This window comes from Streptomyces sp. NPDC100445 (assembly GCF_044759735.1).
Classification (GTDB): domain Bacteria; phylum Actinomycetota; class Actinomycetes; order Streptomycetales; family Streptomycetaceae; genus Streptomyces.
Window position 1 is genome coordinate 349,772 of record NZ_JBIVZV010000003.1, and the last position, 26,042, is coordinate 375,813.

Annotated in this window: 19 protein-coding genes; 7 read left to right on the top strand and 12 right to left on the bottom strand. The window is 71.2% G+C overall.

Annotated elements, in window-relative coordinates; translation table 11 throughout:
• Positions 1-25: 25 nt before the first annotated feature.
• The 6 genes from ACIQVT_RS10575 to ACIQVT_RS10600 all read right to left on the bottom strand — a co-directional run bounded on the left by ACIQVT_RS10575 (position 26) and on the right by ACIQVT_RS10600 (position 9,921).
• A complete protein-coding gene (locus tag ACIQVT_RS10575; protein ID WP_403750480.1) occupies positions 26-1,090 on the bottom strand; it encodes an ABC transporter ATP-binding protein in 1,065 nt (354 codons plus the stop codon).
• A gap of 10 nt (positions 1,091-1,100) precedes the next feature.
• Positions 1,101-2,081 (bottom strand): ABC transporter permease, encoded by a 981-nt coding sequence (locus ACIQVT_RS10580; protein WP_403750482.1) that lies wholly within the window; start codon positions 2,079-2,081, stop codon positions 1,101-1,103.
• Between the two features lie 85 nt (positions 2,082-2,166).
• Positions 2,167-3,975, bottom strand: coding sequence for an ABC transporter substrate-binding protein (locus tag ACIQVT_RS10585; protein ID WP_403750484.1), 1,809 nt, complete (start codon positions 3,973-3,975; stop codon positions 2,167-2,169).
• Between the two features lie 77 nt (positions 3,976-4,052).
• On the bottom strand, positions 4,053-5,087 hold the full coding sequence (locus ACIQVT_RS10590; protein WP_403750486.1) for an ABC transporter permease: 1,035 nt from the start codon (positions 5,085-5,087) through the stop codon (positions 4,053-4,055).
• Positions 5,088-5,651: 564 nt separating this feature from the next.
• Entirely contained in the window at positions 5,652-7,559 is a 1,908-nt protein-coding gene (gene typA, locus ACIQVT_RS10595) for a translational GTPase TypA (protein WP_403750488.1), read from the bottom strand.
• A 193-nt stretch (positions 7,560-7,752) separates the two neighbouring features.
• Positions 7,753-9,921 carry an ABC transporter family substrate-binding protein gene (locus ACIQVT_RS10600; RefSeq protein WP_403750490.1) on the bottom strand — a complete coding sequence of 723 codons (2,169 nt, stop codon included), beginning with the start codon at positions 9,919-9,921 and terminating at the stop codon, positions 7,753-7,755.
• A gap of 315 nt (positions 9,922-10,236) precedes the next feature.
• Here ACIQVT_RS10600 and ACIQVT_RS10605 point away from each other — a divergent pair, with 315 nt between their 5' ends.
• Genes ACIQVT_RS10605 through ACIQVT_RS10620 form a run of 4 tightly spaced genes read left to right on the top strand, consistent with a single transcriptional unit; the run spans position 10,237 to position 14,097 of the window.
• Positions 10,237-10,527, top strand: coding sequence for a hypothetical protein (locus ACIQVT_RS10605; protein WP_403750492.1), 291 nt, complete (start codon positions 10,237-10,239; stop codon positions 10,525-10,527).
• Between the two features lie 28 nt (positions 10,528-10,555).
• Entirely contained in the window at positions 10,556-11,377 is an 822-nt protein-coding gene (locus ACIQVT_RS10610) for a hypothetical protein (RefSeq protein WP_403750494.1), read from the top strand.
• Between the two features lie 24 nt (positions 11,378-11,401).
• Positions 11,402-13,330, top strand: coding sequence for a fumarate reductase/succinate dehydrogenase flavoprotein subunit (locus ACIQVT_RS10615; protein WP_403750496.1), 1,929 nt, complete (start codon positions 11,402-11,404; stop codon positions 13,328-13,330).
• A complete protein-coding gene (locus ACIQVT_RS10620) occupies positions 13,327-14,097 on the top strand; it encodes a succinate dehydrogenase/fumarate reductase iron-sulfur subunit (RefSeq protein WP_403750498.1) in 771 nt (256 codons plus the stop codon). Before ACIQVT_RS10615 ends, ACIQVT_RS10620 begins: the two co-directional genes overlap by 4 nt.
• A gap of 31 nt (positions 14,098-14,128) precedes the next feature.
• On the opposite strand, the gene ACIQVT_RS10625 is transcribed toward ACIQVT_RS10620, so the two are convergent.
• The gene (locus ACIQVT_RS10625; RefSeq protein WP_403750500.1) at positions 14,129-15,205 is read right to left on the bottom strand and encodes a hypothetical protein; all 1,077 of its coding nucleotides are present in this window, start codon (positions 15,203-15,205) and stop codon (positions 14,129-14,131) included.
• A 371-nt stretch (positions 15,206-15,576) separates the two neighbouring features.
• Between ACIQVT_RS10625 and ACIQVT_RS10630 the strand changes: the two genes are divergently transcribed.
• Positions 15,577-17,151, top strand: a complete 1,575-nt coding sequence (locus ACIQVT_RS10630; RefSeq protein ID WP_403750502.1) for a hypothetical protein — start codon at positions 15,577-15,579, stop codon at positions 17,149-17,151.
• Positions 17,152-17,190: 39 nt separating this feature from the next.
• Here the strand turns inward: ACIQVT_RS10630 and ACIQVT_RS10635 are convergent, their stop codons facing one another.
• The 5 genes from ACIQVT_RS10635 to ACIQVT_RS10655 all read right to left on the bottom strand — a co-directional run bounded on the left by ACIQVT_RS10635 (position 17,191) and on the right by ACIQVT_RS10655 (position 22,975).
• Positions 17,191-19,776 carry a SpoIIE family protein phosphatase gene (locus ACIQVT_RS10635; protein WP_403750504.1) on the bottom strand — a complete coding sequence of 862 codons (2,586 nt, stop codon included), beginning with the start codon at positions 19,774-19,776 and terminating at the stop codon, positions 17,191-17,193.
• A 268-nt stretch (positions 19,777-20,044) separates the two neighbouring features.
• Positions 20,045-20,452 (bottom strand): ATP-binding protein, encoded by a 408-nt coding sequence (locus tag ACIQVT_RS10640; protein WP_403750506.1) that lies wholly within the window; start codon positions 20,450-20,452, stop codon positions 20,045-20,047.
• Positions 20,453-21,077: 625 nt separating this feature from the next.
• On the bottom strand, positions 21,078-21,539 hold the full coding sequence (locus ACIQVT_RS10645) for a (deoxy)nucleoside triphosphate pyrophosphohydrolase (protein WP_403750508.1): 462 nt from the start codon (positions 21,537-21,539) through the stop codon (positions 21,078-21,080).
• Between the two features lie 30 nt (positions 21,540-21,569).
• The gene (locus tag ACIQVT_RS10650) at positions 21,570-21,761 is read right to left on the bottom strand and encodes an SPOR domain-containing protein (RefSeq protein WP_121787116.1); all 192 of its coding nucleotides are present in this window, start codon (positions 21,759-21,761) and stop codon (positions 21,570-21,572) included.
• A 461-nt stretch (positions 21,762-22,222) separates the two neighbouring features.
• Positions 22,223-22,975, bottom strand: a complete 753-nt coding sequence (locus ACIQVT_RS10655) for a GntR family transcriptional regulator (protein ID WP_403750510.1) — start codon at positions 22,973-22,975, stop codon at positions 22,223-22,225.
• Between the two features lie 396 nt (positions 22,976-23,371).
• Between ACIQVT_RS10655 and ACIQVT_RS10660 the strand changes: the two genes are divergently transcribed.
• Both ACIQVT_RS10660 and ACIQVT_RS10665 read left to right on the top strand, forming a co-directional pair.
• Positions 23,372-24,598 carry a serpin family protein gene (locus tag ACIQVT_RS10660; RefSeq protein WP_403750512.1) on the top strand — a complete coding sequence of 409 codons (1,227 nt, stop codon included), beginning with the start codon at positions 23,372-23,374 and terminating at the stop codon, positions 24,596-24,598.
• Positions 24,599-25,040: 442 nt separating this feature from the next.
• On the top strand, positions 25,041-25,979 hold the full coding sequence (locus ACIQVT_RS10665) for a restriction endonuclease (RefSeq protein ID WP_403750514.1): 939 nt from the start codon (positions 25,041-25,043) through the stop codon (positions 25,977-25,979).
• Positions 25,980-26,042: the final 63 nt, after the last annotated feature.

Consider the following 26,042-nt stretch of genomic DNA (forward strand, 5'->3'; position numbering starts at 1 on the left):
GTGTCCTCCTAGGACGACTGACGACCTAGCCCAGTCGGGGCTTGATCTCCTCGATGAAGATGGTCCGCTTCTGGTCGGCGGTGAGGTGGCACGCCGACGCCCGGCCGGGGCCGATCGGCGGGCGCTCCGCCACGCAGCGCCCCGTGCCCTCCACCCGGTCCTGGAAGGTGCAGCGGGGGTGGAAGCGGCAGCCGGACGGCGGGGTGAGCAGCGACGGCGGGGCACCCGGGATCGGGGCCAGCGGGGCGCCCGGGTCGGAGTCGAGCCGCGGCATCGAGTTGAGCAGGCCCCAGGTGTACGGGTGCTGGGGTGTGCGCAGCACCTCGGCGGTGGTGCCCCGCTCCACCGCGCCGCCCGCGTACATCACCATGATGTCGTCGGCCATGTCGGCGATCACCCCGAGGTCGTGGGTGATGAAGACGATGCCGGAGCCGAACTCCTGTTGGAGGCTCTTGAGCAGGTCCAGGATCTGCGCCTGCACGGTCACGTCCAGGGCGGTGGTCGGCTCGTCGGCGATCAGCAGGTCCGGGTCGCAGATCAGCGCCATGGCGATCATCGCGCGCTGGCGCATCCCGCCGGAGAACTGGTGCGGGTAGTCCTTGGCCCGCTCCCGGGGATGGGGGATGCCGACCTTCCCGAGCATCTCCACGGCCCGTTCCCACGCCGCCTTCTTGGAGGCGCCGGTGTGCTTCCGGTACGGCTCGGCGATCTGCCGGCCGACGGTGTAGTACGGGGACAGCGCGGTCAGCGGGTCCTGGAAGATCATGGCGACCTTGTTGCCGCGCAGTTTCTCCAGCTCCGACTCCCGGGCCGAGGTCAGTTCCCGCCCGTCCAGGAGGATCTCCCCCTCGACGGTGGTGAACATCGGGTTGTGCAGGCCGAGGATCGTCAGGTTGGTCACCGACTTGCCCGAGCCGGACTCCCCCACGATGCCGAGCGTGCTGCCGCGCTCCACGTCGAAGGAGAGGCCGTCCACGGCCCGTACGACGCCGTCCTCGGTCCGGAAGCTGACGTGCAGGTCCCGCACCGAGAGCAGGGGACCGGCACCGGCCGGGGCCGGCACGCCGGCCTCCTTGGTCACTGTGGTCACGACGGTGCTCCTAGGCCAGCCGCACGCGCGGGTCGATGAAGGCGTACGCGGCGTCGACGACGATGTTGAACAGCAGGATCATGCTGGCGGAGAAGAGCATCACGCCGAGCAGGAGCGGCAGATCGCTGAAGCTGACGGCCTGGACGGCGAGTTGCCCGAGCCCCGGCAGCGAGAAGGTGAACTCGGTGATGATGGCGCCGCCGAGCAGTGAGCCGAGGTCGATGCCGAAGATGGTGACGATGGGGATCAGCGAACCGCGCCAGGCGTAGCGGAAGAAGACGTACCGCCGGGACATGCCCTTGGCGCGGGCGGTGCGGACGTGTTCCTCCTGGAGCTGTTCGATCATCGAGGACCGCGACATACGGGTGTACTGCGCCGCGAAGATCGTGGAGAGGACCACCCAGGGGATGATCAGGCCCGTGAACCAGGTGGCCGGGTCCTGGGTGAACTCGTTGTACGCCGGCTTGTCGAACCAGTGCGTCTGGTAGACGAGGATCGCCAGCGCCAGCGGGCCCAGGAAGTAGATCTGGAGCGAACTGACCACCATGGCGCCGCCGGTGGCCGCCTTGTCGATCAGCGTGCCCCGCCGCCACGCGGCGAGCAGGCCGGTGCCGAGACCGACGATCAGGAAGCACACAGCCGCGCCCAGGGTGAGCGAGACGGTGGTGGGCAGCCGGTCCATCAGGGTGGCCCACACCTGCTCGTTGGTGTGGTACGAGTAGCCGAAGCAGGGGGCCGGGCAGGGACCCTGGGCGAACCGGTCGCTGCCCATGAGCAGGTTGTGCAGGAACAGCCAGTACTGCTCGGGGATCGACTTGTCGAGGCCGAGCACGTGGTGGATGTTCGCGATGCTGTCCGGGTTGCAGGTCTTGCCGCACATCAGCAGCGCCGGGTCCCGGGGCACCCCGAAGAACAGCAGGAACGCGACGATGCTCAGCAGGAAGAGGATGACGACGGCACCGAGGGTCCGGCGCATGAGGAAGCGCAGCATGGCAGGGGCAGCTCTCTGACGTCGGCGGTCCGGGCGGTACCCGGCGCACTGCCGGTGCGGTGTGCCGGGTACCGGACAGGGACGGTTACTTGATGTAGAGGCGACGCGGGTCGACGCCGCCCAGCACGTCGTCGTAGACGAGGCCGCCGACCTTGGAACCGGCGATCTGGGTCTGCTTGTAGTACCCGGTGGGGACGACGTTGACGACGTCCTTGATGAGGTACTGGTCCAGCTTCTCCCACGCGGCGGCCGACTTGACCGGGTCGGTGATCTTGTTGATCCGGTCGATCTCGCTGTTGACCTTCGGGTCGTTGACCTGCGAGTAGTTCTGCGCGCCCTCGGCGATCAGCCGGCCGTCGTACAGCGGCGGGATGACGGTCGAGGCGGACGGCCAGTCGGCGCCCCAGGCGGTGTGGAAGATGTCGTAGTTGTTGTCCAGCTTGGAGACCTGGTCGTAGTAGGTCTCGGCCGGGATCTCCTGGCGCTGGACGTTGAAGCCGGCCTTCTCCAGGCCCGCGGCCATGGCGGTGGAGTACTGCTGTCCCTCGGGCGTGTTGATGTAGCCGAAGGTCAGTTTGAGGTTGAGCTTGCCGGCCTTCTTCAGCAGCGCCCTGGCCTTGTCCGGGTCACCGGCGGGCTTCTTCTTCTTGCCGTGCGGGTCGAAGGCGGCGTCGTAGCCGGAGACGGTGGGGGAGATCGCGCCGCCCGCGACCTCCATGGCGTCGTTGCCGCCGTAGGCGCGGACGAAGGGGGTGATGGGCAGGGCGTAGGCGATGGCCTCGCGGACCGTCTTGTCCTTCAGCGCCGGGTGGCTCATGTTGATGTTCATCTGGCCCACGTACGGCTGGTAGCCGGAGACCGTGCGGGACTTGAGCTTCGGGTCCTTCAGGACCTTGGACAGGTTGCCCGCGTCGACCTGGTTGTTGAGGCTGACGCCGGTCCGGTCCGCGCCGCTGTCGGCGAGCAGGGCCTTGGTGGAGGTCTCGTACTGCTGGTTGAAGGTGATGGTGAACCGGTCCACGTACTGGTGGCGGATCGGGTCGGTCTTCGGGTCCCAGTTGGTGTTCTTGACCAGCACCATCGACTTGCCGGACTTGAACGACTGGATCTTGTACGGGCCGGTCACCACCGGCGCCTTGTCGTACCGCTGCTTGGTGTCGCCCTTCTGGGAGACGACCGCGTAGCCGGCCATCGCCAGCGCGTAGGGCAGGTCGGGGTGCGGGGTCTTGAAGTGGAAGACGACCGTCTTGGCGTCCGGCGTCTCCAGGACGGAGGAGGGCAGGTGCTTGCCCTTGTACGGGCCGTCCTTGAGCAGCTTGCGGTAGGCGGTGCCCGGCTGGTCGGCCAGCCACTGCTGGAGGTAGGTGGGGCCCTGGTTGATGAACGGCGCGAAGAGCCGCTCGATGCTGTGCCGCACGTCCTTGGACGTGATCGGGGACCCGTCCTCGAACTTGACGCCGTCCTTGAGGGTGTACTTCCAGGTCTTGCCGCCGTCGGTGGTGGTACCGGAGTCGGTGGCGAGGTCGCCGACCACCTCGTGCTTGCTGCCGTCGTCGCTCGTCGCCTTGTAACCGGTCAGGCCCCGGTGGATCAGCGAGGCGAGGGAGCCCTCGTTGGAGACGTAGATCTGGCCCGGGTCCAGGTGGGCGTAACTGTCGCGCTGGAGCACCTCCATGGTGCCGCCGGGCTTGGCGCCGGGCACCTCGGCCGCGGGGCCCGTGGAGGCGGCGGCGTCGCCGAACTCGATGGACGCCTGCTGCCGTTTGGCGTTCTCCTGCTGCTTCTTGTCGTCACCGCCGCCGTCGCTGCCGCCCTTGCTGCAACCGGTGAGCACAAGAGCCCCGGCCGCGAGCACGGAGAGTGCGCCGTAGGCATGGCGTCCGCCCCTACTCATCACGAAGATTCCCACCCATCTGTGTGTCACCAGTGCGATCTGTGTGTCACCAGTGCGAAAGAGAGAGCCCGCTCCGGTCAGCGCGCCGTCTTGGGATCGAAGGCGTCCCTGACCGAGTCCCCGAGCAGGTTGAACGCGACCACGAAAATGATCATCGAGATGCCGGGGAAGAACATGTAGGTGATGTCGTTCTGCATCACCAGTTCGGTGGACGCCTTGGAGAACATCTGCCCCCAGTCCGGCGTCGGTTCGACGATGCCCACGCCGAGGAAGGACAGACCGGCCTCGGCGGTCACGAAGCCGGGCAGCAGGTACGTCGACTGCACCAGCAGCGGGGTGACGATGTTCGGCAGGATCTCCTTGCGGATGATCCGCCACGGCGAGGCCCCGCTGACCCGGGCCGCCTCGATGAACTCCCGTTCCCGCAGGGAGAGTGCGGTGCCGCGCAGGATGCGTCCGAGGCCCATCCAGCCCAGGAGCCACTGCACGAGGATCAGCGCCACCACGCGGACGTAGGTGGGGGTCTCGTCACGCGGGCTGACGAACAGGGAGACCACGACCGGCATGCTCGCGATGAAGAACAGCTGGGCCGGGAAGGCGAGCAGGAAGTCGGTGATCCGGCCGATGGCGTAATCGGTCTTGCCGCCGAGGTAGCCGGCGGTGACGCCGAGCAGGATGCCGGTCACGACGACCGCGACGGTGACGGCGACCGAGATCATCAGCGAGGTGCGGATGCCGTAGATCAGCTTGGTGAACACGTCGTAGCCGTTGCCGGGTTCGAGACCGAACCAGAAGTCGCCGCTGATACCGCCGTTGGGCTGCACCGGCACGCCCGCGCTGTCGAAGAGGTCGGGACGCTCGTCCGCGTACACCGTGTACGGGTCCTTGCCGTACACCTTGGATATCAGCGGGGCCAGCAGCCCCACCAGGAAGAAGAAGCCCACGACGCAGGCCGAGATGATTCCCGTGCGGTCACGCTTGAAGCGCGTCCACATCAGCTGGCCGGGGGACCGGCCTTCGAGCCTGACGGGTTCGTTCCTCGCCGGCGGCCCTGGTTCGCCGCCGACGACGACCGAAGTCCCGCCGTCCTCGATGTCGATAGGACTTGTCACGGTTCGTCCGTTTCACAGGTATGAGTGTGAGAGGTGCCCGGGTACTCCGAGGACGCGCGGGACCGCAGTCGGACGCGCGTAGTTCTACAGCCGAATCACACCGCTGGAAGCGACGAACTGACCCACTTGGTGTTCGTGACACCGCGCATGGGGGTTCCTCCTCATGACTCCACGTGTTCACCAACAGGAGAGGGTTTCCGTCTTCCCTCCGACACCCCTGACGGAGGGTCAGACACCCCCTGGTGCTCGTGAGTCGGCGCTGTCCCCACAGCGCGTGACCCATTGACCCGAGCGCTACGCGGCTAACTATCTGGCATGAGGCAGGTGGCGACCACTGTCTTTAAATCTCAATTCAGTCACAGCTGACGCGAAGAACTTCCAAAAACTGGACAAACTGTTCGCGGTGAGAAGGCCGCGAAACGGACGTGTTACATGGGTATCGGTCCGGGATCACCGCAATCCGGACACCATCGCCACGTCACCGCCCGCCGGCCCCCGGAAAACGGGTTGCAAAAAGCCCGGGCACCCCCGTCATGGGGGTGCCCGGGCTCAAGTCGCCTCGGATCAGCCGTGCTTGGCGCGGCTCGCGGCGCGGGCGCGCTCCCGCTGGTCCAGGTTGACCTTGCGGATGCGAACGGCCTCCGGGGTCACCTCGACGCACTCGTCGTCGCGGCAGAACTCCAGCGACTGCTCCAGGGAGAGCTTGCGCGGCGGCACGATCGCCTCGAACGAGTCGGCCGAGGACGACCGCATGTTCGTGAGCTTCTTCTCCTTGGTGATGTTGACGTCCATGTCGTCGGCGCGCGAGTTCTCGCCGACGATCATGCCCTCGTACACCTCGGTGCCCGGCTCCACGAAGAGCACGCCGCGCTCCTGGAGGTTCGTCATCGCGAACGCGGTGACGGCGCCGGCGCGGTCGGCGACCAGCGAACCGTTGTTACGGGTCGTCAGGTTGCCGAACCAGGGCTCGAAGCCCTCGTGGATGGAGTGGCCGATACCGGTGCCGCGGGTCTGGGTCAGGAACTCGGTACGGAAGCCGATGAGACCGCGCGAGGGCACCACGAACTCCATGCGGACCCAGCCGGAACCGTGGTTCGACATGTTGTCCATGCGGCCCTTGCGGACGCCCATGAGCTGCGTGACGGCGCCCATGTGCTCCTCGGGCACGTCGATCGTCATGCGCTCGACCGGCTCGTGGACCTTGCCGTCCACGTCCTTGGTGACCACCTGCGGCTTGCCGACGGTCAGTTCGTAGCCCTCGCGGCGCATCTGCTCGACCAGGATGGCCAGCGCCAGCTCGCCGCGGCCCTGCACCTCCCAGGCGTCGGGGCGCTCGGTGTCGAGGACCCGCAGGGAGACGTTGCCGATCAGCTCGCGGTCCAGCCGGTCCTTGACCTGGCGGGCGGTGACCTTGCGGTCCTTCACGGCGGCCTTGGCGTCGGCGCCCTTGCCGGTGCCGCCGCGGCCGACCAGCGGCGAGGTGTTCGTCCCGATGGTCATCGAGATCGCGGGCTCGTCCACCGTGATCAGCGGCAGCGGGATCGGGTTCTCGGTGTCGGCGAGGGTCTCGCCGATCATGATGTCCGGGATACCGGCGACCGCGCAGATGTCACCCGGGCCGGCCTTCTCGGCGGGCTTGCGGGTGAGCGCCTCGGTCATCATCAGCTCGCTGATGCGGACGTTGCTGATGGTGCCGTCGCGCTTGATCCAGGCGACCGTCTGGCCCTTGCGCAGCTCGCCCTGCTCGACGCGGAGCAGCGCGATGCGGCCGAGGAAGTTGTCGGCGTCGAGGTTGGTGACGTGCGCCTGGAGCGGCGCTTCCTCGTCGTACGTCGGGGCCGGGATGTGGTCCAGGATCGTGGAGAAGAACGGCTCCAGGCTGTCGCTGTCCGCCGGGACCGTGCCGTTGTCCGGCTTGGTCAGCGAGGCGATGCCGTCACGGCCGCAGGCGTAGACGATCGGGAACTCGATCTGCTCCTCGTCGGCGTCCAGGTCGAGGAAGAGGTCGTACGTCTCGTTGACGACCTCGTCGATCCGGGCGTCGGGGCGGTCCGTCTTGTTGATGCACAGGATGACGGGGAGCCGGGCCTGGAGGGCCTTGCGCAGCACGAAGCGGGTCTGCGGGAGCGGGCCCTCGGAGGCGTCCACCAGCAGCACGACACCGTCCACCATCGACAGACCACGCTCGACCTCGCCACCGAAGTCGGCGTGGCCGGGGGTGTCGATGATGTTGATCGTGATCGGGTCCCCGCCGTCCTTCGGGTGGTACTTGACCGCCGTGTTCTTGGCGAGGATCGTGATGCCCTTCTCACGCTCCAGGTCGTTCGAGTCCATCATGCGGTCGTCGACGCCCTCGAGCTGGTGGGCGGCGAACGCGCCGGCCTGCTTCAGCATGCCGTCGACGATGGTGGTCTTGCCGTGGTCGACGTGGGCGACGATAGCGACGTTGCGGATGTCGTGGCGCGTGGCCATATTGCGGCGTACTCCCGGAGTGGTGAGAAGGCCCTGCTCTGACGTCCGTGTGACGCGGGCCTGCCGGGCTTGACACGCCACGGCCTCACCCCATGGTACGTGTCCTTCGCGGCGGGGGCGCGCCGGGCCGACGTAAGGGGCGCGGAGCGGCGCCGCCCCCCTCACGTCCGCGGGCCGCCGGGCGGCCGTGCCGTCACTTGTCCGGGCTCGCGCTCGCGGGGCTCGGGGAGACCTTCACGCCCTTCTTCAGGAAGCCCATGTCCTCGTACACCGGCGTCTGGAATCCGAACGCGCCCGCGTTGACCAGGTTCTTGCGCGCCCCCAGCAGTTGCGGCCGCTGGTAGAGCGGGATGGAGCCGGCGGCGGCCCAGATGCGGGCGTCCGCCTTCCTGATCAGGTCCCGCTCCTCGTCCTCGTCCAGCGTGGTCGCCGCCTGGTCGAAGAGCTGGTCGACCTGATCGGTGCCGACCCGGGTGAAGTTCTGCTCGACGTTCACCGAGCCGTCGGCCGCCGCGACCGGCTTGGCGTAGACCGGCCGGGCGTCGGTGGCCGGGTAGGCCGAGGACGGCCAGGAGTACAGGGCAAGGTCGTAGTCGCCGGAGGCGATGTGGTCCTTGAAGTAGCTCGCGTCCGGGACCCGGGTGATCGTGGTGCGGATGCCGACCCGCTCCAGCATCGTGGAGATCCGCGCGGCGACCGCGCCCAGGGTGTCCGAGCCCGGGCCGGAGGGCAGGACGAAGCGGAGCGTGAGCGCCTTGCCGTCCTTGGCGAGCGGTCCGGCCGGCGCGGCGGCCGGGGCGGCCGTGCCCCGCGGGGCGTACGCGCCGGGCGCGCCGCCGCGCCGGCCCTCCTGGGCGAGGTCCTTGTCGCGGTGCTCGCGCTTGTCGTCGCCGGGCGCGTGCCTCTTCCCCTTGTCGTCGTCGTCCTCTCCGACGATGTACTGGCCGTCCTTGCCACCGTCCGAGACGTCCTCGGAGGGTTTCTGCGGGCCGGCCGCCTTCTCGCCCTTCTTCTCCGCCTTGACCGGGCCGCCGGCCACCCAGCCGGCGTCGGCGAGCAGCGCCTGCGCCTCCTTGGTGTCCTGGTCGCCGATCGCGCCGCTGCTGTCGGCGTAGGCGGCCTGCCCGGACAGGGCGAGGTGGCTGCCGACCGGTACGGCGGGCAGGCCCAGCGGGGTGAGGACGAGCCGGGCCAGTTCGGCGCGGTCCAGGGCGCGGGCGACCGCCCGGCGGACGCGCTCGTCGGCGAGGGGGCCCGCGGAGCCGTTGAGGGCGAGCTGGGTGTAGGCGGGCTCCAGCGACTTGCGGACCTCGAAGTCGCGCAGCGCCTCCTGCTGCTCCAGGTACCGCTTGACGGCCTTCCGCAGCTTCTTCTGCCCCCGGGGCACCTTCTCGGAGTCGACGCCCTGCGCGAGCATCCAGGAGCGGAGCTTCTTCGCGGACGTGCGGCCCGCCCCCTGGAGCGGGGTGCCGGCGCCCTTCTGCCGGTTGGCGAGGCCGATCCGCTGGGCCTCGGTGGAGTCGACCTCGGCCAGGTCGACGCTGCCGTCGGCGAGCGCGGCGGCCCGCTTCTCCCGGGACACGGCGTGCAGCACGATCGTGTTCAGCTTGGCCGGCCGGCCCCACCAGCGCGGGTTGCGAGTGAGGACGACGTCCTTCCGGGCGGTGTCGACCTTGTCCACGCGGAACGGCCCGGCGGTGATCTTCAACTTGCGCCGGGCGCCGTCGTTGAAGGCGTCCGGGGTGCCCGTGACGTCCTTCGGGTAGAGGGGGGAGAACAGCGACTTCCAGTCGGCGTAGGGGCGGGCGAAGGTGACCCGGACCTGGAGGTCGTTGGCGCCGCGCTCGATCGAGGCGATGCGGTCGTACCCGGCGTTGCGGGCGGTCCAGTAGGCGCTGTTCTTCCCGGACAGGGCACGCCACTGGGCGGCGAAGTCGGCCGCGCCGATCTCCCGGCCGTCGCTCCAGACGGCCTGCTGGTTCAGCTTGTACAGCACGACCTGGCGCGGCTCGGTCTCGATGACCTTCGCCGATTCCAGGTAGGCGGGATCGGCCACCGGGCGGCCGTTCGCGTCGAGCCGGAACATCGCCGGGAGCACGGCCTGGGCGACGCGGCTGGTCCCGGCGTCGGCGTCGGCCTGGAAGGTGTTGAGGGTCTCCGGGACGGCGTCCACGGCCCATTTCAGGGTGCCCCCGTCGGCGACCTGGGCGCGGGCCACGGGGACGATGTCCTGCCGGGCCAGCGGGCCGGCGAGTGCGTCGTCGGAGCCGCAGCCGGCCAGGAGCGGCACCGCGAGCGCGCCCGCGGTGAGGAAGACGGCCGAGCGCATGACGGCGCGCGGGCCGACGCCGTGGTGGGACATCTCTGCTACCTCCGGGAAGCCGCGGGGCTTATGCTCACTTTTGTAGCCATATGGAACTGATCACTTTTGGCGGTATATGGAGCTGATCAGATCTATGCGGCCACTGAAGTGGAAAGGTTCCAGCCACAGCGGGCGACACGGCGACAGCGGGCGGTAACCCCACCCGTGCGGCGCAACACCCCCGGAGATGCATCCGTGCGCCTCCGTCAATCGCTGCACACGCCTTCACACCGGCACGTGTGACGCGCGAGACTCCAAGGCGCATGAACGTTGCCGCCCAGGGCCCCCGGGGCCCGTCAGAGTGAGGGGCAAGTCATGACCGTGCACGACGACATCACCTCCGCCCAGCGCTCCCTCGACGACCTGCACCGGTCGCTGGGACGCCTGGAGCACCAGCTCGACCGCGGCAGCCTGGAGATGCGCCGCGTCCGGCTGGACGCCGATCACCTGCGGGAGAGCCTGGCGCTGCTGCGGGCGGCGGTCGCCACCCCGGACGCGGCCCTCCGGCCGGACCTCGTGACCATCTCCGACACGCCCTACGACATCAGCCTGTGGACGGACTCGGACGACGAGGGCTTGGGCGCCCGCGACCGTCGCGCCCCCTGAGGATCCCCTACCGAACCGGAGTGCTGACGTGGCCACTGGTACGGAACCCCGACCGGACAGCGGCGGCGTGCGGGCCCGTCCGCGCGCCGCGATTCCCGCCCCGCACCTGCGGACCGACCGCTGGTGGCTGGCGCCCGCCATCACCGCGGCCGGCCTGTTCGCCTTCGTCGTCTACTCGACCTGGCGGGCCTTCGCCGACACCCACTACTACGCGGCGCCCTACGTCTCGCCGTTCTACTCGCCGTGCCTGGCGGAGAACTGCCGGACCATGCGGGCCGGGCCGAACGCCGCCCTCCTCGGCGGCTGGTGGGGCCTGTCCCCCGCGATCATCATCCTGATCTTCCCGCTCGGCTTCCGCCTGACCTGCTACTACTACCGCAAGGCCTACTACCGCGCGTTCTGGGCGTCCCCGCCCGCCTGCGCGGTGGCCGAGCCGCACCGCCGGTACACCGGCGAGACCCGCTTCCCGCTGGTCCTCCAGAACATCCACCGGTACTTCTTCTACGCCGCCCTGCTGGTCGCCGGGGTGCTGAGCTACGACACCGCGCTGACCTTCCGGGACACCCACTACCGGTGGGGCCACATGGGCCTGGGCACCCTGGTCTTCCTGGCCAACATCGCGCTGATCTGGGCTTACACCCTCTCCTGCCACTCGTGCCGGCACATCGTCGGCGGCAAGCTCAAGCACTTCTCCCGCCACCCCCTGCGCTACCGGGCGTGGCGGTTCGTCGGACGGCTCAACGGCCGCCACATGCAGCTGGCCTGGGCGTCGCTGCTGAGCGTGGCGCTCACCGACTTCTACGTGTACCTCGTCGCGTCCGGCGTCTTCGACGACCCGCGCTTCTTCTAGAGAAACCAGTGAGGGACCGAACTGATGTCCGTGGTGGACCGGCAGGAATGGGATGTCGTCGTGGTCGGTGCCGGCGGCGCGGGGCTGCGGGCCGCGATCGAGGCACGCGAGCGGGGCGCCCGTACGGCCGTCATCTGCAAGTCCCTGTTCGGCAAGGCGCACACCGTGATGGCCGAGGGCGGCATCGCGGCGGCGATGGCCAACGCCAACGAGCACGACACCTGGCAGGTCCACTTCCGCGACACCATGCGCGGCGGCAAGTTCCTCAACCAGTGGCGGATGGCCGAGCTGCACGCCCAGGAGGCCCCCGACCGCGTGTGGGAGCTGGAGACCTGGGGCGCGCTGTTCGACCGGACCGCGGACGGCCGCATCTCGCAGCGCAACTTCGGCGGCCACGAGTACCCGCGGCTCGCGCACGTCGGCGACCGCACCGGCCTGGAGCTGATCCGCACCCTCCAGCAGAAGATCGTCGCGCAGCAGCAGCGCGACCACGCCGAGACCGGGGACCACGAGTCCCGGCTGAAGGTCTTCCAGGAGTGCACGGTCACCCGCATCCTCAAGGACGGCGACCGGGTCTCGGGAGTCTTCGCCTACGAGCGGGAGACCGGCCGCTTCCTCGTCCTGGAGGCGCCCGCCGTGGTCCTCGCGACCGGCGGCATCGGCAAGTCCTTCAAGGTCACGTCGAACTCCTGGGAGTACACCGGCGACGGCCACGCGCTGGCCCTCCTGGCGGGCGCACCCCTGCTGAACATGGAGTTCGTGCAGTTCCACCCGACGGGCATGGTCTGGCCGCCCTCGGTGAAGGGCATCCTGGTCACCGAGTCCGTGCGCGGGGACGGCGGGGTGCTCAGGAACTCCGACGGCAGGCGGTTCATGTTCGACTACGTGCCGGACGTCTTCAAGGACAAGTACGCCGAGGCGGAGGACGAGGCCGACCGCTGGTACGAGAACCCCGACGACAACCGCAGGCCCCCCGAGCTGCTCCCCCGCGACGAGGTGGCCCGGGCGATCAACGCCGAGGTCAAGGCCGGCCGGGGCTCCCCGCACGGCGGCGTGTTCCTGGACGTGTCGACCCGGATGCCCGCCGAGGTGATCCGGCGCCGGCTGCCGTCGATGTACCACCAGTTCAAGGAGCTGGCCGACGTCGACATCACGGCCGAGGCGATGGAGGTCGGGCCGACCTGCCACTACGTGATGGGCGGCGTCGCCGTCGACTCCGACACCGCGGCGGCCCGCGGGGTGCCGGGCCTCTACGCGGCCGGCGAGGTGGCCGGCGGCATGCACGGCTCCAACCGGCTCGGCGGCAACTCCCTCTCCGACCTGCTGGTCTTCGGCCGCAGGGCGGGCCGGCACGCCGCGGAGCACGCCCGGCGGCCGGAGCGCCGGCCGCGGGTGGACGACACCCAGGTCGACACGGCCGCCGCGGAGGCGCTGCGCCCCTTCTCCGCCGAGACGCAGAGCGCCACGGACGCGCCGGAGAACCCCTACACCCTGCACCAGGAACTCCAGCAGACCATGAACGACCTGGTCGGCATCATCCGCCGCGAGGGCGAGATGGAACAGGCCCTGCACCGGCTGGGCGAACTGCGGGCCCGGGCCCGCAGGGCCGGCGTCGAGGGCCACCGCCAGTTCAACCCCGGCTGGCACCTCGCCCTCGACCTCCGGAACATGCTGCTGGTCAGCGAGTGCGTGGCCCGGTCCGCGCTGGAACGCACCGAGTCGCGCGGCGGGCACACCCGCGAGGACCACCCGGCGATGGACCGCGCCTGGCGCAACGTGAACCTGCTGTGCGCCCTCGCCGACCCCACCGGCGGCCTCGCGGCGGCCGACCCCGCCCGCGGCCAGATCCGGCTGACCCGCGAGAGAACCGACCCCATCCGCCCGGACCTGCTCGCCCTCTTCGAGAAGGAGGAGCTGGTCAAGTACCTCGCCGAGGAGGAGCTGTACGAGTGAGCAGCTACGAGGCCCGTTTCAGGGTGTGGCGGGGCGACGCGCAGGGCGGCGGCCTGACGGACTACACGGTCGAGGTGAACGACGGCGAGGTGGTCCTCGACATCGTCCACCGGCTCCAGGCCACCCAGGCACCCGACCTGGCCGTGCGCTGGAACTGCAAGGCCGGCAAGTGCGGTTCGTGCTCCGCCGAGATCAACGGCCGACCGCGGCTGCTGTGCATGACCCGCATGTCCGTCTTCGACCGCGCGGAGACCATCACGGTCACCCCGCTGCGCGCGTTCCCGGTGATCCGGGACCTGGTGACCGACGTCGGCTTCAACTACCAGAAGGCGCGGGAGGTCCCGGCGTTCGTACCGCCCGCCGGGGTCGGGCCCGGCGAGTACCGCATGATGCAGGAGGACGTGGACCGCTCGCAGGAGTTCCGCAAGTGCATCGAGTGCTTCCTGTGCCAGGACACCTGCCACGTCGTGCGCGACCACGAGGAGAACAAGCCGGCGTTCGCGGGCCCGCGCTTCCTGATGCGGATCGCCGAACTCGACATGCACCCCCTGGACGCGGCCGCCGCGACTGGCCTCGACCGCGCGCGCACCGCCCAGGACGACCACGGCCTCGGCTACTGCAACATCACCAAGTGCTGCACGGAGGTCTGCCCCGAGGGCATCCACATCACGGACAACGCCCTCATCCCGCTGAAGGAACGGGCGGCCGACCGCAAGTACGACCCGCTGGTGTGGCTGGGCTCGAAGATCAGGCGGCGGTCCCCGTAGCGCCGGGCTCCCGGACACCGCGGGCCCCGGATCAGCCGGCCCAGCCCTCCCCGTAGGCCCGCCAGTCCGCCTCCGTCGCCGCGAAGTCCACGTACAGGGCGACACCGAAACGGGCGCGGCGGGCGTCGGTGCGGGACAGCCCGAGCCGGACACCGCGCACGGCGGCCGGCACCGTCTCCGCGCGGGCCCGGTGGCCGACACGGTTCTCGTGGTAGAAGGGCAGGCCCATCAGGAGGTCGGTGGTGTCCGGGGTGACCTCCAGGGCGAGGCGGGTCTGCTCGGCCACGTACCCCCCGTACAGGCTCGCCAGCGGCTGCATCGTGTCGTACGACATCACCGCGATCTGGTCCACCCGGCGCGCCACCTGCCCGAAGTACGACTGCGACCACCACTTGGGGTGCCCCGACGCCGCACCCCACACGGAGTGCAGCGCGGGCAGCGGGTCGATCTGGTGAGCGGCCACGGAGAGCAGCGCGTGCCGGGAGCGGGTGAGCGTCCGCAGGTCGTCGAGGAGGCGCAGATAGTCACGGTCGCCCGAGTGCAGGGGCTCCAGGTCCAAGTGCACGCCCTGGAAACCGGCGTCCAGCACCCGGCCGGCGGAGACGGCTGTCGCGGCCCGCGTCGCCGGCCGCTCCAGCCGCAGCCCGTCCGGCCCCTCACTGGCCAGCGTGTCACCCAGCCAGGCCTGGACCCGGACACCGGGCAGCTCCCGGTGCACGGCCCCGACCAGCCACCGGGACCTCCGGTAGGCGGAGGCGGGAAGCGTGCCGTCGTGCTCCAGCGGCCCCGCGTGCACGTACAGGTCCCGGACGCCGGTGCCCCGCAGCCGTCCGGCCAGCGCCCTGACGTCCCGGCCGCTCTTCCGCCCGTCCACCCAGGCGTGCCCCAGCCACAGCGCGTCCCGGTGCCGGGTACGGGTGCCGGGGGCCGGGTCGCCGGTGTACTCCAGCCGCAGGGCGCTCTCCGCGACGAGGACCGGGAGCAACAGCACGACGAGAACGACACCGCCCCAACGGCCCACCCGCCACCACCGGGGCCGCGCCTTCTTCCCCGACGCCCCGGGTTCCGGTTCGGGGTCGGGTTCCAGTTCGGGGTCGGGTACGGGCACGGGTGCGGGTTCCAGTTCGAGGTCGGGTACGGGTTCGGACCTGTCAGCCGGTCCGGCGTCGATTTGGGGGCCGTCAGCCGGGCGGGAGTCGGCTTCCGGTCCGGCAACCGGTCCGGCATCCGGTGCGGTTGTCAGGTCGTCGGCGCTTCGGGGGGCGTCTGCTCGGTGGGCATCGGCTCGGGGATCGTCCGACCGGCGGGCGTCGGTTCCTGGGAGGGCGGGGTGGTGGGGGGTGGGACCGGGGTGACCGGGGTGGTCCCCGCTCGCGTCGGTGTGCCGGTGTTCGTCCATCGCGTCCCCCTGTCCACCTGGTCCCCCACCCGTCCCCGCCCCGCTCGCGGAGCCGCCGACCTGCCCATACGCTCCGAAAGGTGACGTCCTCCCTGATCCGGGGCCGGTCCCGGCGTGCCGCGGTGCACACGAGGGTGCGGGTGGCGCGTGCGGTGCTGGGCGGCCTGGCCGGAGCCGGGTGGCTGGTGTTGCCGTTGATGACGGTGGCGGCGCATGATCCGGTTCCCGTGGCCTCGTCCGGCGCGGTGGCCGGTGCCGCCGCGCAGCGGGACGAGACGTCCTCGGCCGACCTGGTGCTGCCGCTCGTCGCCGGCGCCGCGGCCGTGTCCCTGGCCGGCTACGGCTACCTGCGCCGCACCCGGCGCGCCCGCACCCGCACCACCCCGGGCAGGGTCTCCGCGCAGCCGCCCGCGCCCACCGCCGCCGACACCGAACGGCAGGCCGGCGCCGCGCTGCTGCTGGCCGACGAGTGCGTGCGGACCAGTCGGGAAGAACTGTCCTTCGTCACGGCCCTGTTCGGGGAGGAGCGGACGGAACCGTTCACGCACGCGTTGCGGGCCGCCGGGACCGAGCTGTCGGCCGCGTTCGCGATCTGGCGGCGGTACGAGCAGGGCGCCCCGGAGGACGCGGGGGCCCGGCGGCAGGCCCTGGTGGGCGTGATCGGCCGGTGCGCGGAGGCCGGCCGCCGCCTGGACGCGGAGGCGGCGGCGCTGGACGCGCTGCGCGGGCTGGAGGCCACTGGGCCCGGCGGTGTCGGTGGTGCCGGCGCGGCGCTGGAGGTGGCCGAGGGGCGGTTCCGCGAGGTGGCGGGCCGGACGGTGACCGCGCAGGAGACCCTGGCCGCGCTCGCGCAGCCGTACGCGCCCACCGCGTCCGTGTCCGTCGCCGGGTACGTCGAACAGGCCAAGGACCGCTTGGTGTTCGCCACGTCCCGGCTCAACGAGGCCCGTCAGGCCGCCGATCTGGACGACGGGGCCCGGACCGCCCGGCACCTGCGCGCCGGGGAGGCCGCGGTGGCCCAGACCGAGATCCTGGTGGACGCGGTGGAACGGCTCGCGGCGCGGTTGCGGGAGGCGGCGGCGCTGGTGCCGGCCGCGCTGACCGGCGCGGAGGCGGAGCTGGCGGCGTTCCGGCCCGGTGGGCGGGGCTCGCCGGCGTCGGACGAGCCGCGTGGCCCCCTCGCCCACGCCGACGGTGTGCTGGCGGCGGTCCGCGAGGAGCTGACCGGTGGACCGTACGACCCGCTGGACGCCCTGCGCCGGATCAGCCGGGCGGTGGAGCGGCTGGGCGGGGCGCGGTTCGGGGTGCTGCACACCGCGGCGCTGCTGGTGGCCGGTGGTTGCGTCGCCGGGGCGGAGGAGTTCGTGGCGGTGCACCGGGGAGCGGTGGGCACGCCGGCCCGGGCCCGGCTGGCGGAGGCGGTGCGGGAGCTGGGCGCGGGCCGCCCCGGCCGGGCCGACCCGGTGGCCCGGGAGGCGCGGGAGCTGGCCGAACGGGACGTCCGGGCGTACGGCGGCCGGTACGCCGGTGCCGGAGGGGATGCGGCCGGTCCCACCGGTGCAGTGCTGGGCGGCATCGTGCCGGCCGACGACCCGGACGGCGGTCCCCCGGCGAGCTACGGCGGTCCCCTCACCCGGTACCGCCACCACCTCTGACCCGCTCGGCCCCGGCGCGCCAGGTGGGCCGGGGTGATGTCAGAACAGGCTCAGCAGTGCCTCCGCCGGGTCCGTGAGGGCCTCGCCGCCCGGCAGGGGCAGCTCGAACCAGACCGTCTTGCCGAGCGGTGTCCGGCGCGATCCCCAGGCCGCGCTGAGCAGTCCGACGAGCTGGAGTCCCCGGCCGCCCTCGTCGGTGTCCCGGGCCCGGCGTCGCCGCGGCTGGACCAGTCCGGAGTCCCAGACCTCGCAGACCAGGGTGCGGTCCAGCAGCAGCCGTAGCCTGATCTCCCCCTCGCCGTACCGCAGCGCGTTGGTGACCAGCTCGCTCACCAGCAGCTCCGCGGTGTCGATCAGCGGCTCCAGGCCCCAGCCGGCGAGCTGTCCGCGGGCGTACTCCCGGGCCCGTCCGACGCTGCGCGGTTCGCGAGGCAGCGTCCAGTCGCCGACGGACTCCTCGGGCAGCCCCTGCACCCGGGCCATGAGCAGCGCGATGTCGTCCTCGCCGTGGTGGGTGTCGAGGGTGTTGAGGACGTGGTCGCAGACGTCCTCCAGCGGGCGGGAGGGGTCGGTGAGCGCGCCGACGAAGGCCTGGAGCCCCTCGTCCAGGGGGTGGTCGCGGGACTCGACCAGTCCGTCGGTGTAGAGGGCGAGCAGCGCGCCCTCGGGGAGTTCGACCTCGACCTCCTCGAACGGCTCCCCGCCCACGCCGAGCGGCATCCCGGGCGGCACGTCCAGCATCAGCGCGGGCTCGCCGGGCTCGACCAGGACCGGCGGCAGATGGCCGGCGTTGGCGAACGTGCAGCGCCTGGTCACCGAGTCGTACACGGCGTACACGCAGGTCGCCAGGTACACCTCGGACAGGTCGGCGTCCCGGGGCTGGCGGGCGGCCCGGGTGGCCTGCTGGACCCCGCCCGGGGTGCCGAGTCCGCGCGCGATCTCGTCCAACGCCGAGAGCACCTCGGCCGGTTCCAGGTCGAGCAGGGCCAGGGTGCGGACAGCGGTGCGGAGTTCACCCATGGCGACGGCGGCGCGCAGGCCCCGCCCCATCACGTCACCGACGACCAGCGCCGTACGGTGACCGGGCAGTTCGATGACGTCGAACCAGTCGCCGCCCACCTCGGTGGCCGCGTTGCCGGGCAGGTAGCGGCAGGCGATGTCCAGGCCGGACGCCTCGGGGTCGCCGGGCGGGAGCAGGGACCGCTGGAGTATCAGCGCCCGTTCATGCTCACGCCGGTACAGGCGCGCGTTGTCGATGCAGACCGCGGCCCGTGCGGCCAGCTCCACCGCCAGGTCCCGGTCGCGGTCGCCGAACGGCTCGCTGCCCTTGGTCCGGGCGAACTGGGCGAGTCCGACGACCGTGTCGTGGGCGACCATCGGCACGGCCAGCGTGGACTGCACCAGTCCGCCCTCCTCGGCGGGCACGCGCTGCGGGCGGGCGGTGCGCAGGGCGTCCGCGCAGGGCGAGCTGAACGGGAAGTGGTGGACGGCGCCGACCTCGACGGGTTCGCCGGAGCCGCTGAAGGGGGCGCCGGAGACGGCGCTGGCGAAGGCGACGCGCCGCAGTTCGGCGCTGCCGTCGGCGAGACCGGGCGGGGCCTCGTCGCCGGACAGCAGGCCCTGGTAGAGGTCGACGGTGGCGAGGTCGCAGAAGCCGGGGACGACGACGTCCAGGAGTTCGCGGGCCGTGGTCTCCAGGTCGAGGGAGTTCCCGATGCGCGCGCCGGCGTCGTTGAGGAGGGCGAGATTGCGCCGGGCGGCGGCGGCCTCGCGGGCGGCCTCGCGGCGGGCGGTGATGTCGGTGCCGAGCCAGGCGATGCCGATGGGCCGGCCGCTGCCGCTGTGCACGCGGTAGAGGTTGATGGACCAGTGCCGGCGTTCCTCGGAGCCGGGGACGAACCCGGTGACGTGCATGTCGGTGATCGACTCACCGCTCTCCAGGACCCGCCGCAGGGTGGCCGAGACCCGCTCGGCCTCACCGCGCGGCAGATAGTCGTTGACCTGCCGGCCCCGGTGGTCCTCCGGGGTTCCGCCGAAGATGGAGGCGAAACGGTGGTTGGCCCGACGGACCCTCAGGTCGTCGTCGATGAGCAAGAATCCGAACGGGGACTGACCGAAAATCGCCTGCGAGGCGGCGAGGTCGGTCTCGATGCTGCGCAGTGTGCGGACGTCCACGACGATACAGACGGCGGCCTTGTCGCCCTCGGCGGTGCGGGTCGGCATGACGTAGACCTCGGCCAGCCCCTCCTCGCCGCGCGCGCCGTCCGGGCGGTCCGGCATCCGGAAGGGGACCACTCCGGTCCACTCGCGGCCGTCGAGTATTTCGGCCATCTTCCGCTGCCCGCGGTCGTGCAGGTCGGGATCGACGAACGCCTCGATGGGGTCCATCCCGACGGCGTGCGCGGCGGGGATGCCGAACAGCTGCTCGGCGCGCAGGCTCCACTGGTCGACCAGCCCGCCGGGACCGATGGCGAAGGACGCGACCTTGATGTAGTCGTAGATCGAACCGGGCGGACTGCTCTGCCACATGGCGTCGCCGGGTGCCGCGGCCGCCTCCGCGGCCTGGTTCCTCGCGCCGTCCGACGGGTCCTCGGACTCCGTGGCCTTCGCTGGTATCTCGCTCACGCGAACCGTCCCCTCCAGCTCACCGCACCCGGCACCGGTCACCGGGGGCGGCTGCCCGCAGTATCCAGCACTACGGCGCCGCACGACACGGTGTTCACGATCACAGCTCGGTCCAGGTGTTTTTCGGACCGGTCCGTGACAACACTCCCACTCTTCTAACCAGGGAACACACCGCCGAACCACCCTCCTCGGGACCGGGCGCGTACCCGGCGCGCACCTGGACGCCGCACCGGCGGCTGTACACCCCCGTGCGCCCGCGGCCGCCGCCTCACCCGGGCACCGCCAATTCGAACCAGACGGTCTTTCCGCGGGCCCCGGGCCGGGTGCCCCAGCGCCGCGCGGACCCGGCGAGCAGCTGGAGGCCACGCCCGCCCTCGTCCTCCGGCCGGGCGACACGCTCGCGCGGCGGGTCGGGGAGCGGGTCGGACACCTCCACCCGCAGGGTGCCGTCGACCGCGTCGGGCCGGACCAGCCGCACCCCGATGGGGCCGGTGGCATGCCGCAGGGAGTTGGTGACCAGCTCACTGACCAGCAGGGCGGTGAGGTCGGCCAGGCAGTCGAGGTCCCAGCCGCGCAGCTGGTCCCGGACGGCCGCGCGGGCGCTGCGCACGGCACCCGGGTCCGCGGGGAAGGACCACTCGGCGCAGTCACCGTCGGTGTCGATCACGCCGCTCACTTCCCCGGCCAACAGAGCCCGCCCATGTCCGTTTTCATAGGATTAATGGGCCCATACCCGATATTCGACGGGCAGTACCGCGCGCGAGGGCGCACTGTGGCACGAACGGCGTATGCGGCGCTCCGGGGGGCCGGCGCGAGCGCCGTGTGCCGCGGGGACGGCGGCGCCTGGCTCCCCGCGCGGGCATTCCGCCCCCTCCGGCACCCGGCCCGGGGGCGTCGTTCGGGTCCGGAACCGGGTGCGGGGAAGGGAACGGGGTGCGGGAGAGGCGGACGGGCGGGTGCGGCGGCGCCGGCCGGCGCCCCGGGGGGGGCGGGCCGGGATCCGGGGCGCGGGACATCGGAGCGCGGGGGTCGGGTGGCGCCGGGAGGAAGTAGCCGCCGGCGGACTCGACCGGACCATCGGCGGATCCGGGCGGACCGTCGGTGGACGACACCGGGCGGTCGACGTGCTCACCCAGGCCATCGGCGGACCCGCTCGGGACCATCAGCGGACTGGACTCGGCCGGACCGGCGACGGACACGCCCCAGTCATCGGCGGACCCGGTCCGACCGCCGGCAGACTCCACCGAACCGCCGGCGGCCGCTCCCCGGCCCCGGGCGGCCTCGACCGGACGGTCAGCGGACTAGGTCGGGCCGTCGACGGACCCCTCCGAGCCCTCGGCGGGCCCGGTCGGCCGGAGTCCCGCGGCCTCGCGGACCGCCGGGACGTCCTGGTCCAGCCACGGGACGTCCCAGAGCCGCGCCGGGGTCAGCCAGCGCAGCTCGTCATGGTCCTGGAGGGGCCGGGGCGCGGGCGAACCGGGGCGCAGCCGAGCGGTCCACACCCACAGGACGTACGGCGCGCGCAGCGGCCACTCCCCCGGCACCCGCCGGACGGGCTCGGCGTCGACACCGAGTTCCTCGCGCAGTTCGCGCACCAGGGCGTCCTCGGGCCGCTCGCCGGGCTCCACCTTGCCGCCGGGCAGCTCCCAGCGCCCGGCCAGGTCGGCGGGGGCGCTGCGGCGCGCGGCGAGCAGCTTGTCGCCGTCGAACAGGGCGGCTCCCACCACGACGATGCGTTCCGTCCGGGATGGCGTGCGCGTCATGCACGGGAGCCTATGCCAGGGCGCGACCGGTCAGTTGCGCGCTCCGTCCCCGTTCTGGCCGATGCGCTCGACCCAGTACATCTGCTTGTGCCCACGGTCGTCGAAGCTGTCGGCGATCTTCTGCGCCTCCGCCCGGGTCGCGTACCGGCCGACGCGGTAGCGATTGCCGTTGTCGTCCTGCCGTATCACGATCCAGGGCAGTGAGACCGTGCCCTCACTCATGCCCCCCACCGCCCGCGTTCCTTCCCGCACCGCACCGCCCTCCCCCACGTTCGGCTGCGCTCTCGGGCCCCCGTCGCGCACCGCCTAAGGAAACCGCAATCCGCATATGCCCGAGCGTACGCCCAACCTTCACGCTGCGCATACGACTTTTCACAAAGAGGTACGCAACCAGCCAGACCGTCGGGGGCGCATCGAACCGAACGCGCCGTCGCGAGCACCGACACCCCGGGTCGGGGGTGCGCCGGGCACATGCGGACCACCTGCAAGAACGGCCGGATCGCTGCGGGCCCCCGAACGCCGGTGACGGCCGGGGAGGGCGCGACGAGCATTCACCGGGTGCGCCGGAGTGTGCGCTACCTCACTCCCAGCCGCACGCGCCGTACGCCCGGCGCCCCGTCACCCCCGCCGCCCCACCCCGACACCATGACGGCCCGCCCCGCCCAACGGCCGTACGTCACAGCTCACTTGACGGGCAAGTGATAGGCGACCCGATAACGGTCGGCCGGGACGACCACGTCGGCGGTCTCGACCGGGCGGCCCGAGGCGTAGTACGTGCGCTGGACGACCAGGACCACGTGCCCGGGGACACCGCCGAGCAGGTGCAGTTCCTCGGCGAGGCCGGGGCGCGCGCCGACCTCCTCGGTGACGTTGTCCACGATGACGTCGATGGCCCGCATGCGCTCGACCACGCCCATCCCGCCGAGCGGCCCTTCCTCGGGCAGCATCACCGGAGTGCGTCCGGTGACGGCGAGGGGCTCCCAGGAGGTGGAGAGCATCATCGGCTCGCCGCCCTGCCGGAAGAGGTACTTGGTGCGCATGACCCGGTCGCCGGGCTGGATCGCGAGGCGCTCCGCGAGCGCCACACCCGCCTCGGCCTGTTCGCTGCTGGACTCCCAGGTGCCGCGCACGGTGGCGTCGGCCTGCTCCTGCCGGAACGGGGTGGCGCCGCCGGCCGGACGGAATCCGGAGCGCGCCACCTGCCGGGGCACGGGCCGCTCACGCACGTACGTCCCCGAGCCGGACCGGCCCTCGACCAGCCCCTCGGCCATCAGCACCTTGCGGGCCTCCAGCGCGACCGTGTCCGAGACGCCGTACTCCTCGCGGATGCGGGCCTGGGACGGGAGCCGGGTGTGGGGCGGGAGCGAACCGTCGACGATCTTCTTGCGGAGGTCACCCGCGACACGCAGATACGCCGGCTGCTCACCGAAACTCACTGGCCGCTCCCATCAGGTTGTACAGACAGCAAGAGCCTGGCAACCCTGGGTTCCGCCGTGCAAGCAAAGGCCAGAGAATCACTCGATGTGATGACAAAGAGCGGAGGAGCCCTTTACCCAGGCGCTTTCTTTCCCGTACGGGCGGGCTCACACCTGAGGGCCGGCCCTCACGACGATCACCGCAGTGGCGGGACGGCACCCGAACCGTGACGGCAAGTCAACTGACCCCGACGGTACGGGGGTCTGCTCGCAAGGGCTCCGGAGGCACGGACGGAACACCGGTACCGTGCTCCTGGGGCGGGGCGGTGACGCACGGGACCGGTGATCGACCGGTGACCGGGCTCCCGCGGGGACCGGCCGCATGACGAGCGGGACACGAACGGGGGCGGAACGAGGGTGGAGACCAGGCCGGACGGCCGGGTGGGCGACGAGGTCGTCCACGCGGTGAACGGACTCACGGCCCGATGGGCGACGACCACGCACCACGGGACGGCCTTCTCCGCGGCCGGCGTCTGGCCGCTGCTGGCCTTCCTCGCCGACGGCGCGGCAGGCCCGGCGCGGGCGGAACTGGCCGGGGCGCTGGGCGTCCCCGCGGAGCGGGCGGCCGGTGCCGCGCGGGAGCTGCTGGCCCGGCTCGCGGCGGTGCCCGGCCTGGAAGCGGCGCTCGGCCTCTGGACGCACCACGGCCTGCCCCTGCGCGAGGAGTGGCGGGCCGGACTGCCCGCCGGGACCCAGGGCGTCTTCGGCGACGACCTGGTCACGGCCCAGGAACGGCTGGACCGCTGGGCGGCCGAGCGGACCGGCGGACTCGTCGAGCGCATGCCGGTGACGCTGACCCGGGAGGCACGGATGGTGCTGGCCGGCGCGCTCACGCTGCGCACCGACTGGCGTCAGCCGTTCACGGAGCTGCCGCTGCGCCCCGCCGCCGGACCCTGGCAGGGCCGCATTCTGCGCGGACTGCACCGGCGCAGCGTCCGGCCGGACCGCGTCGGCGTGGCGGGCACCCCCGACGGCTTCGTCACCGTGCTGACGGTGCCCGGGGGCGGCGGCATCGACGTCCACCTGGTGCTCGGCGAGGAGCGGATGACCTCGGGTCAGGTGCTGACGGCCGGCGTGGGCGTCGTGGGACGCGGCCTGCCCCTCACCGGGGGCGGTGGGCTGCCGCACGGGCACGTCGGCCCCGGCGTGCACGTCGAGCAGCAGCCGGCCGCCGGGCCGGAACCCCGCACCCTCGACATGACGACCGTCTCCTACGAAGTGCGGGCCGACCACGACCTGCTCGCCCTGCCCGGCCTGTTCGGTCTCACGACGGCCTCGGACCCCCGGACCGGCCACTTCCCCGGGGTGAGCCCCCACCCGCTGGCCGTCGGCGAGGCACGCCAGTCGGCGGTGGCCCGGTTCGGCGCGCTCGGTTTCCGGGCGGCGGCGGTCACGGCGGTCATGCCGGCACCGGCCGGCGGGGCCCCGTCCTACACGCACGAGACGACGGTCGTCCGCGTCGCCTTCGACCGCCCCTTCGCCTTCCTCACCACCGATCGCGAGTCCCGCCTGATCCTGCTCGCAGGCTGGGTGACGGACCCGTCCCCGCACCCGACCCCGGGCTTCGGCCCACCATCACGCTGACGCGGGCCCGCGACATCGCGCTTCGCAGCCTGGCCGAGCTGACGAGCGGGAAAGCGGCTACAGCGGAGCGAAACGAGCCTCACTCGGCGCCCTCGGCGGCGTCCCGGGCGTCGGGGTCGATCAGCTCGTGTTCCGACACGTTGGTGTGGGCCAATCTGTCTTGCCATCGTGCCGACCATCCAGCGGCTGCGGCGCCGCCAGTAGAACGAGGCGTTCAAAGCCGACCGACCGGCACCAACCAGAACGCTGCTCGACTGCTGAGCAGCGTTCCTGGCGGACCGTCAGGCACGGAAGCAGAATGTACGCGGACCAACCCTGACCTGCGGCGCCGCACAGGACGGGCAATCCAACGCGAAGGCAGGTAAGCACCCGACTTCCCTCTGTAGCATCATCTGACCAGGCGTTAGCAGCCCCGCACAGAGACTGGGAGGTCGGACGAGGGATGACGAGCACGCCGAAACCAGCGCAGCCGATCAGCCCAGCCGCTTACGGAGCCCTGGCCGGCGCGCTTAAGTCGATCTTCTGGTACAAGCGCGACCTCGAACGATTCATCCGCTTATGGGCCACGGACCACCCTTCACTGCTGGCCCACATGGACTTCAGTGGCTACAAGTGGGCCACCGCAGATGAGTTCGTGGACCGGTTGATGGCAAATGAGCGCCAATACCGCGACCTTTCGCTTCGGATGATGGCGGAAGTTTCTCAGCTGACGAGCTTCCCTGCACTGAAACGGCACGAGAACGCCGAATCCCTGATCGCCGAGGCAAAGGAAGCAGTCGACCATCTCAGGGGGCTGGTGGACCGCCAGCGCGTTGCCCACGAGCAACAGTCGAAGTTCGATGACGAACTTCTCACGTACCGCGCCGTGGTAGAGACCCAGCATAGCTTTGAAGCTAAGCTTTCCGCCCTTAAGGAACGCTTTCTCGAACTGGAGCGTATGGATAACCGCCAGAAGGCTGGCAGACTTTTCGAACCATTCCTGAATGACATCTTCAGGCTATTCGACATGGAACCTCGCCTGTCATACAGCCTGGAGTACGAGCAAATCGACGGCTCGCTTACTTTCGACACGGACGACTACATCGTTGAGGCCAAGTGGTGGCGGGAGGCGATCCAGCCCCACCACCTCTACAGCTTCAATGAGAAGGTGAGACGGAAGGGAAAAAATTCGCTTGGAATCTTTATCAGCGTAAATGGATTCACTAGCGGAGCCCGAGAAGCATACAGGGAGAGTACGCCGTTCCTAACGATGGAGGGCCTCGATTTCTTCTATGTTCTCGACGGGCGCCTCACGCTCGACGAACTTTTGCGACGCAAGAAGCGTCATGCAAATGAGACCGGAAGCTGCTACTTCCCAGCCACGATGTTCCCGGGTGAGTAGCCTAACCAGACCGTCGCCATCAAGCCGAAGTCGGCGGAAGGTGCTGCCCCACACTCAGGAGGC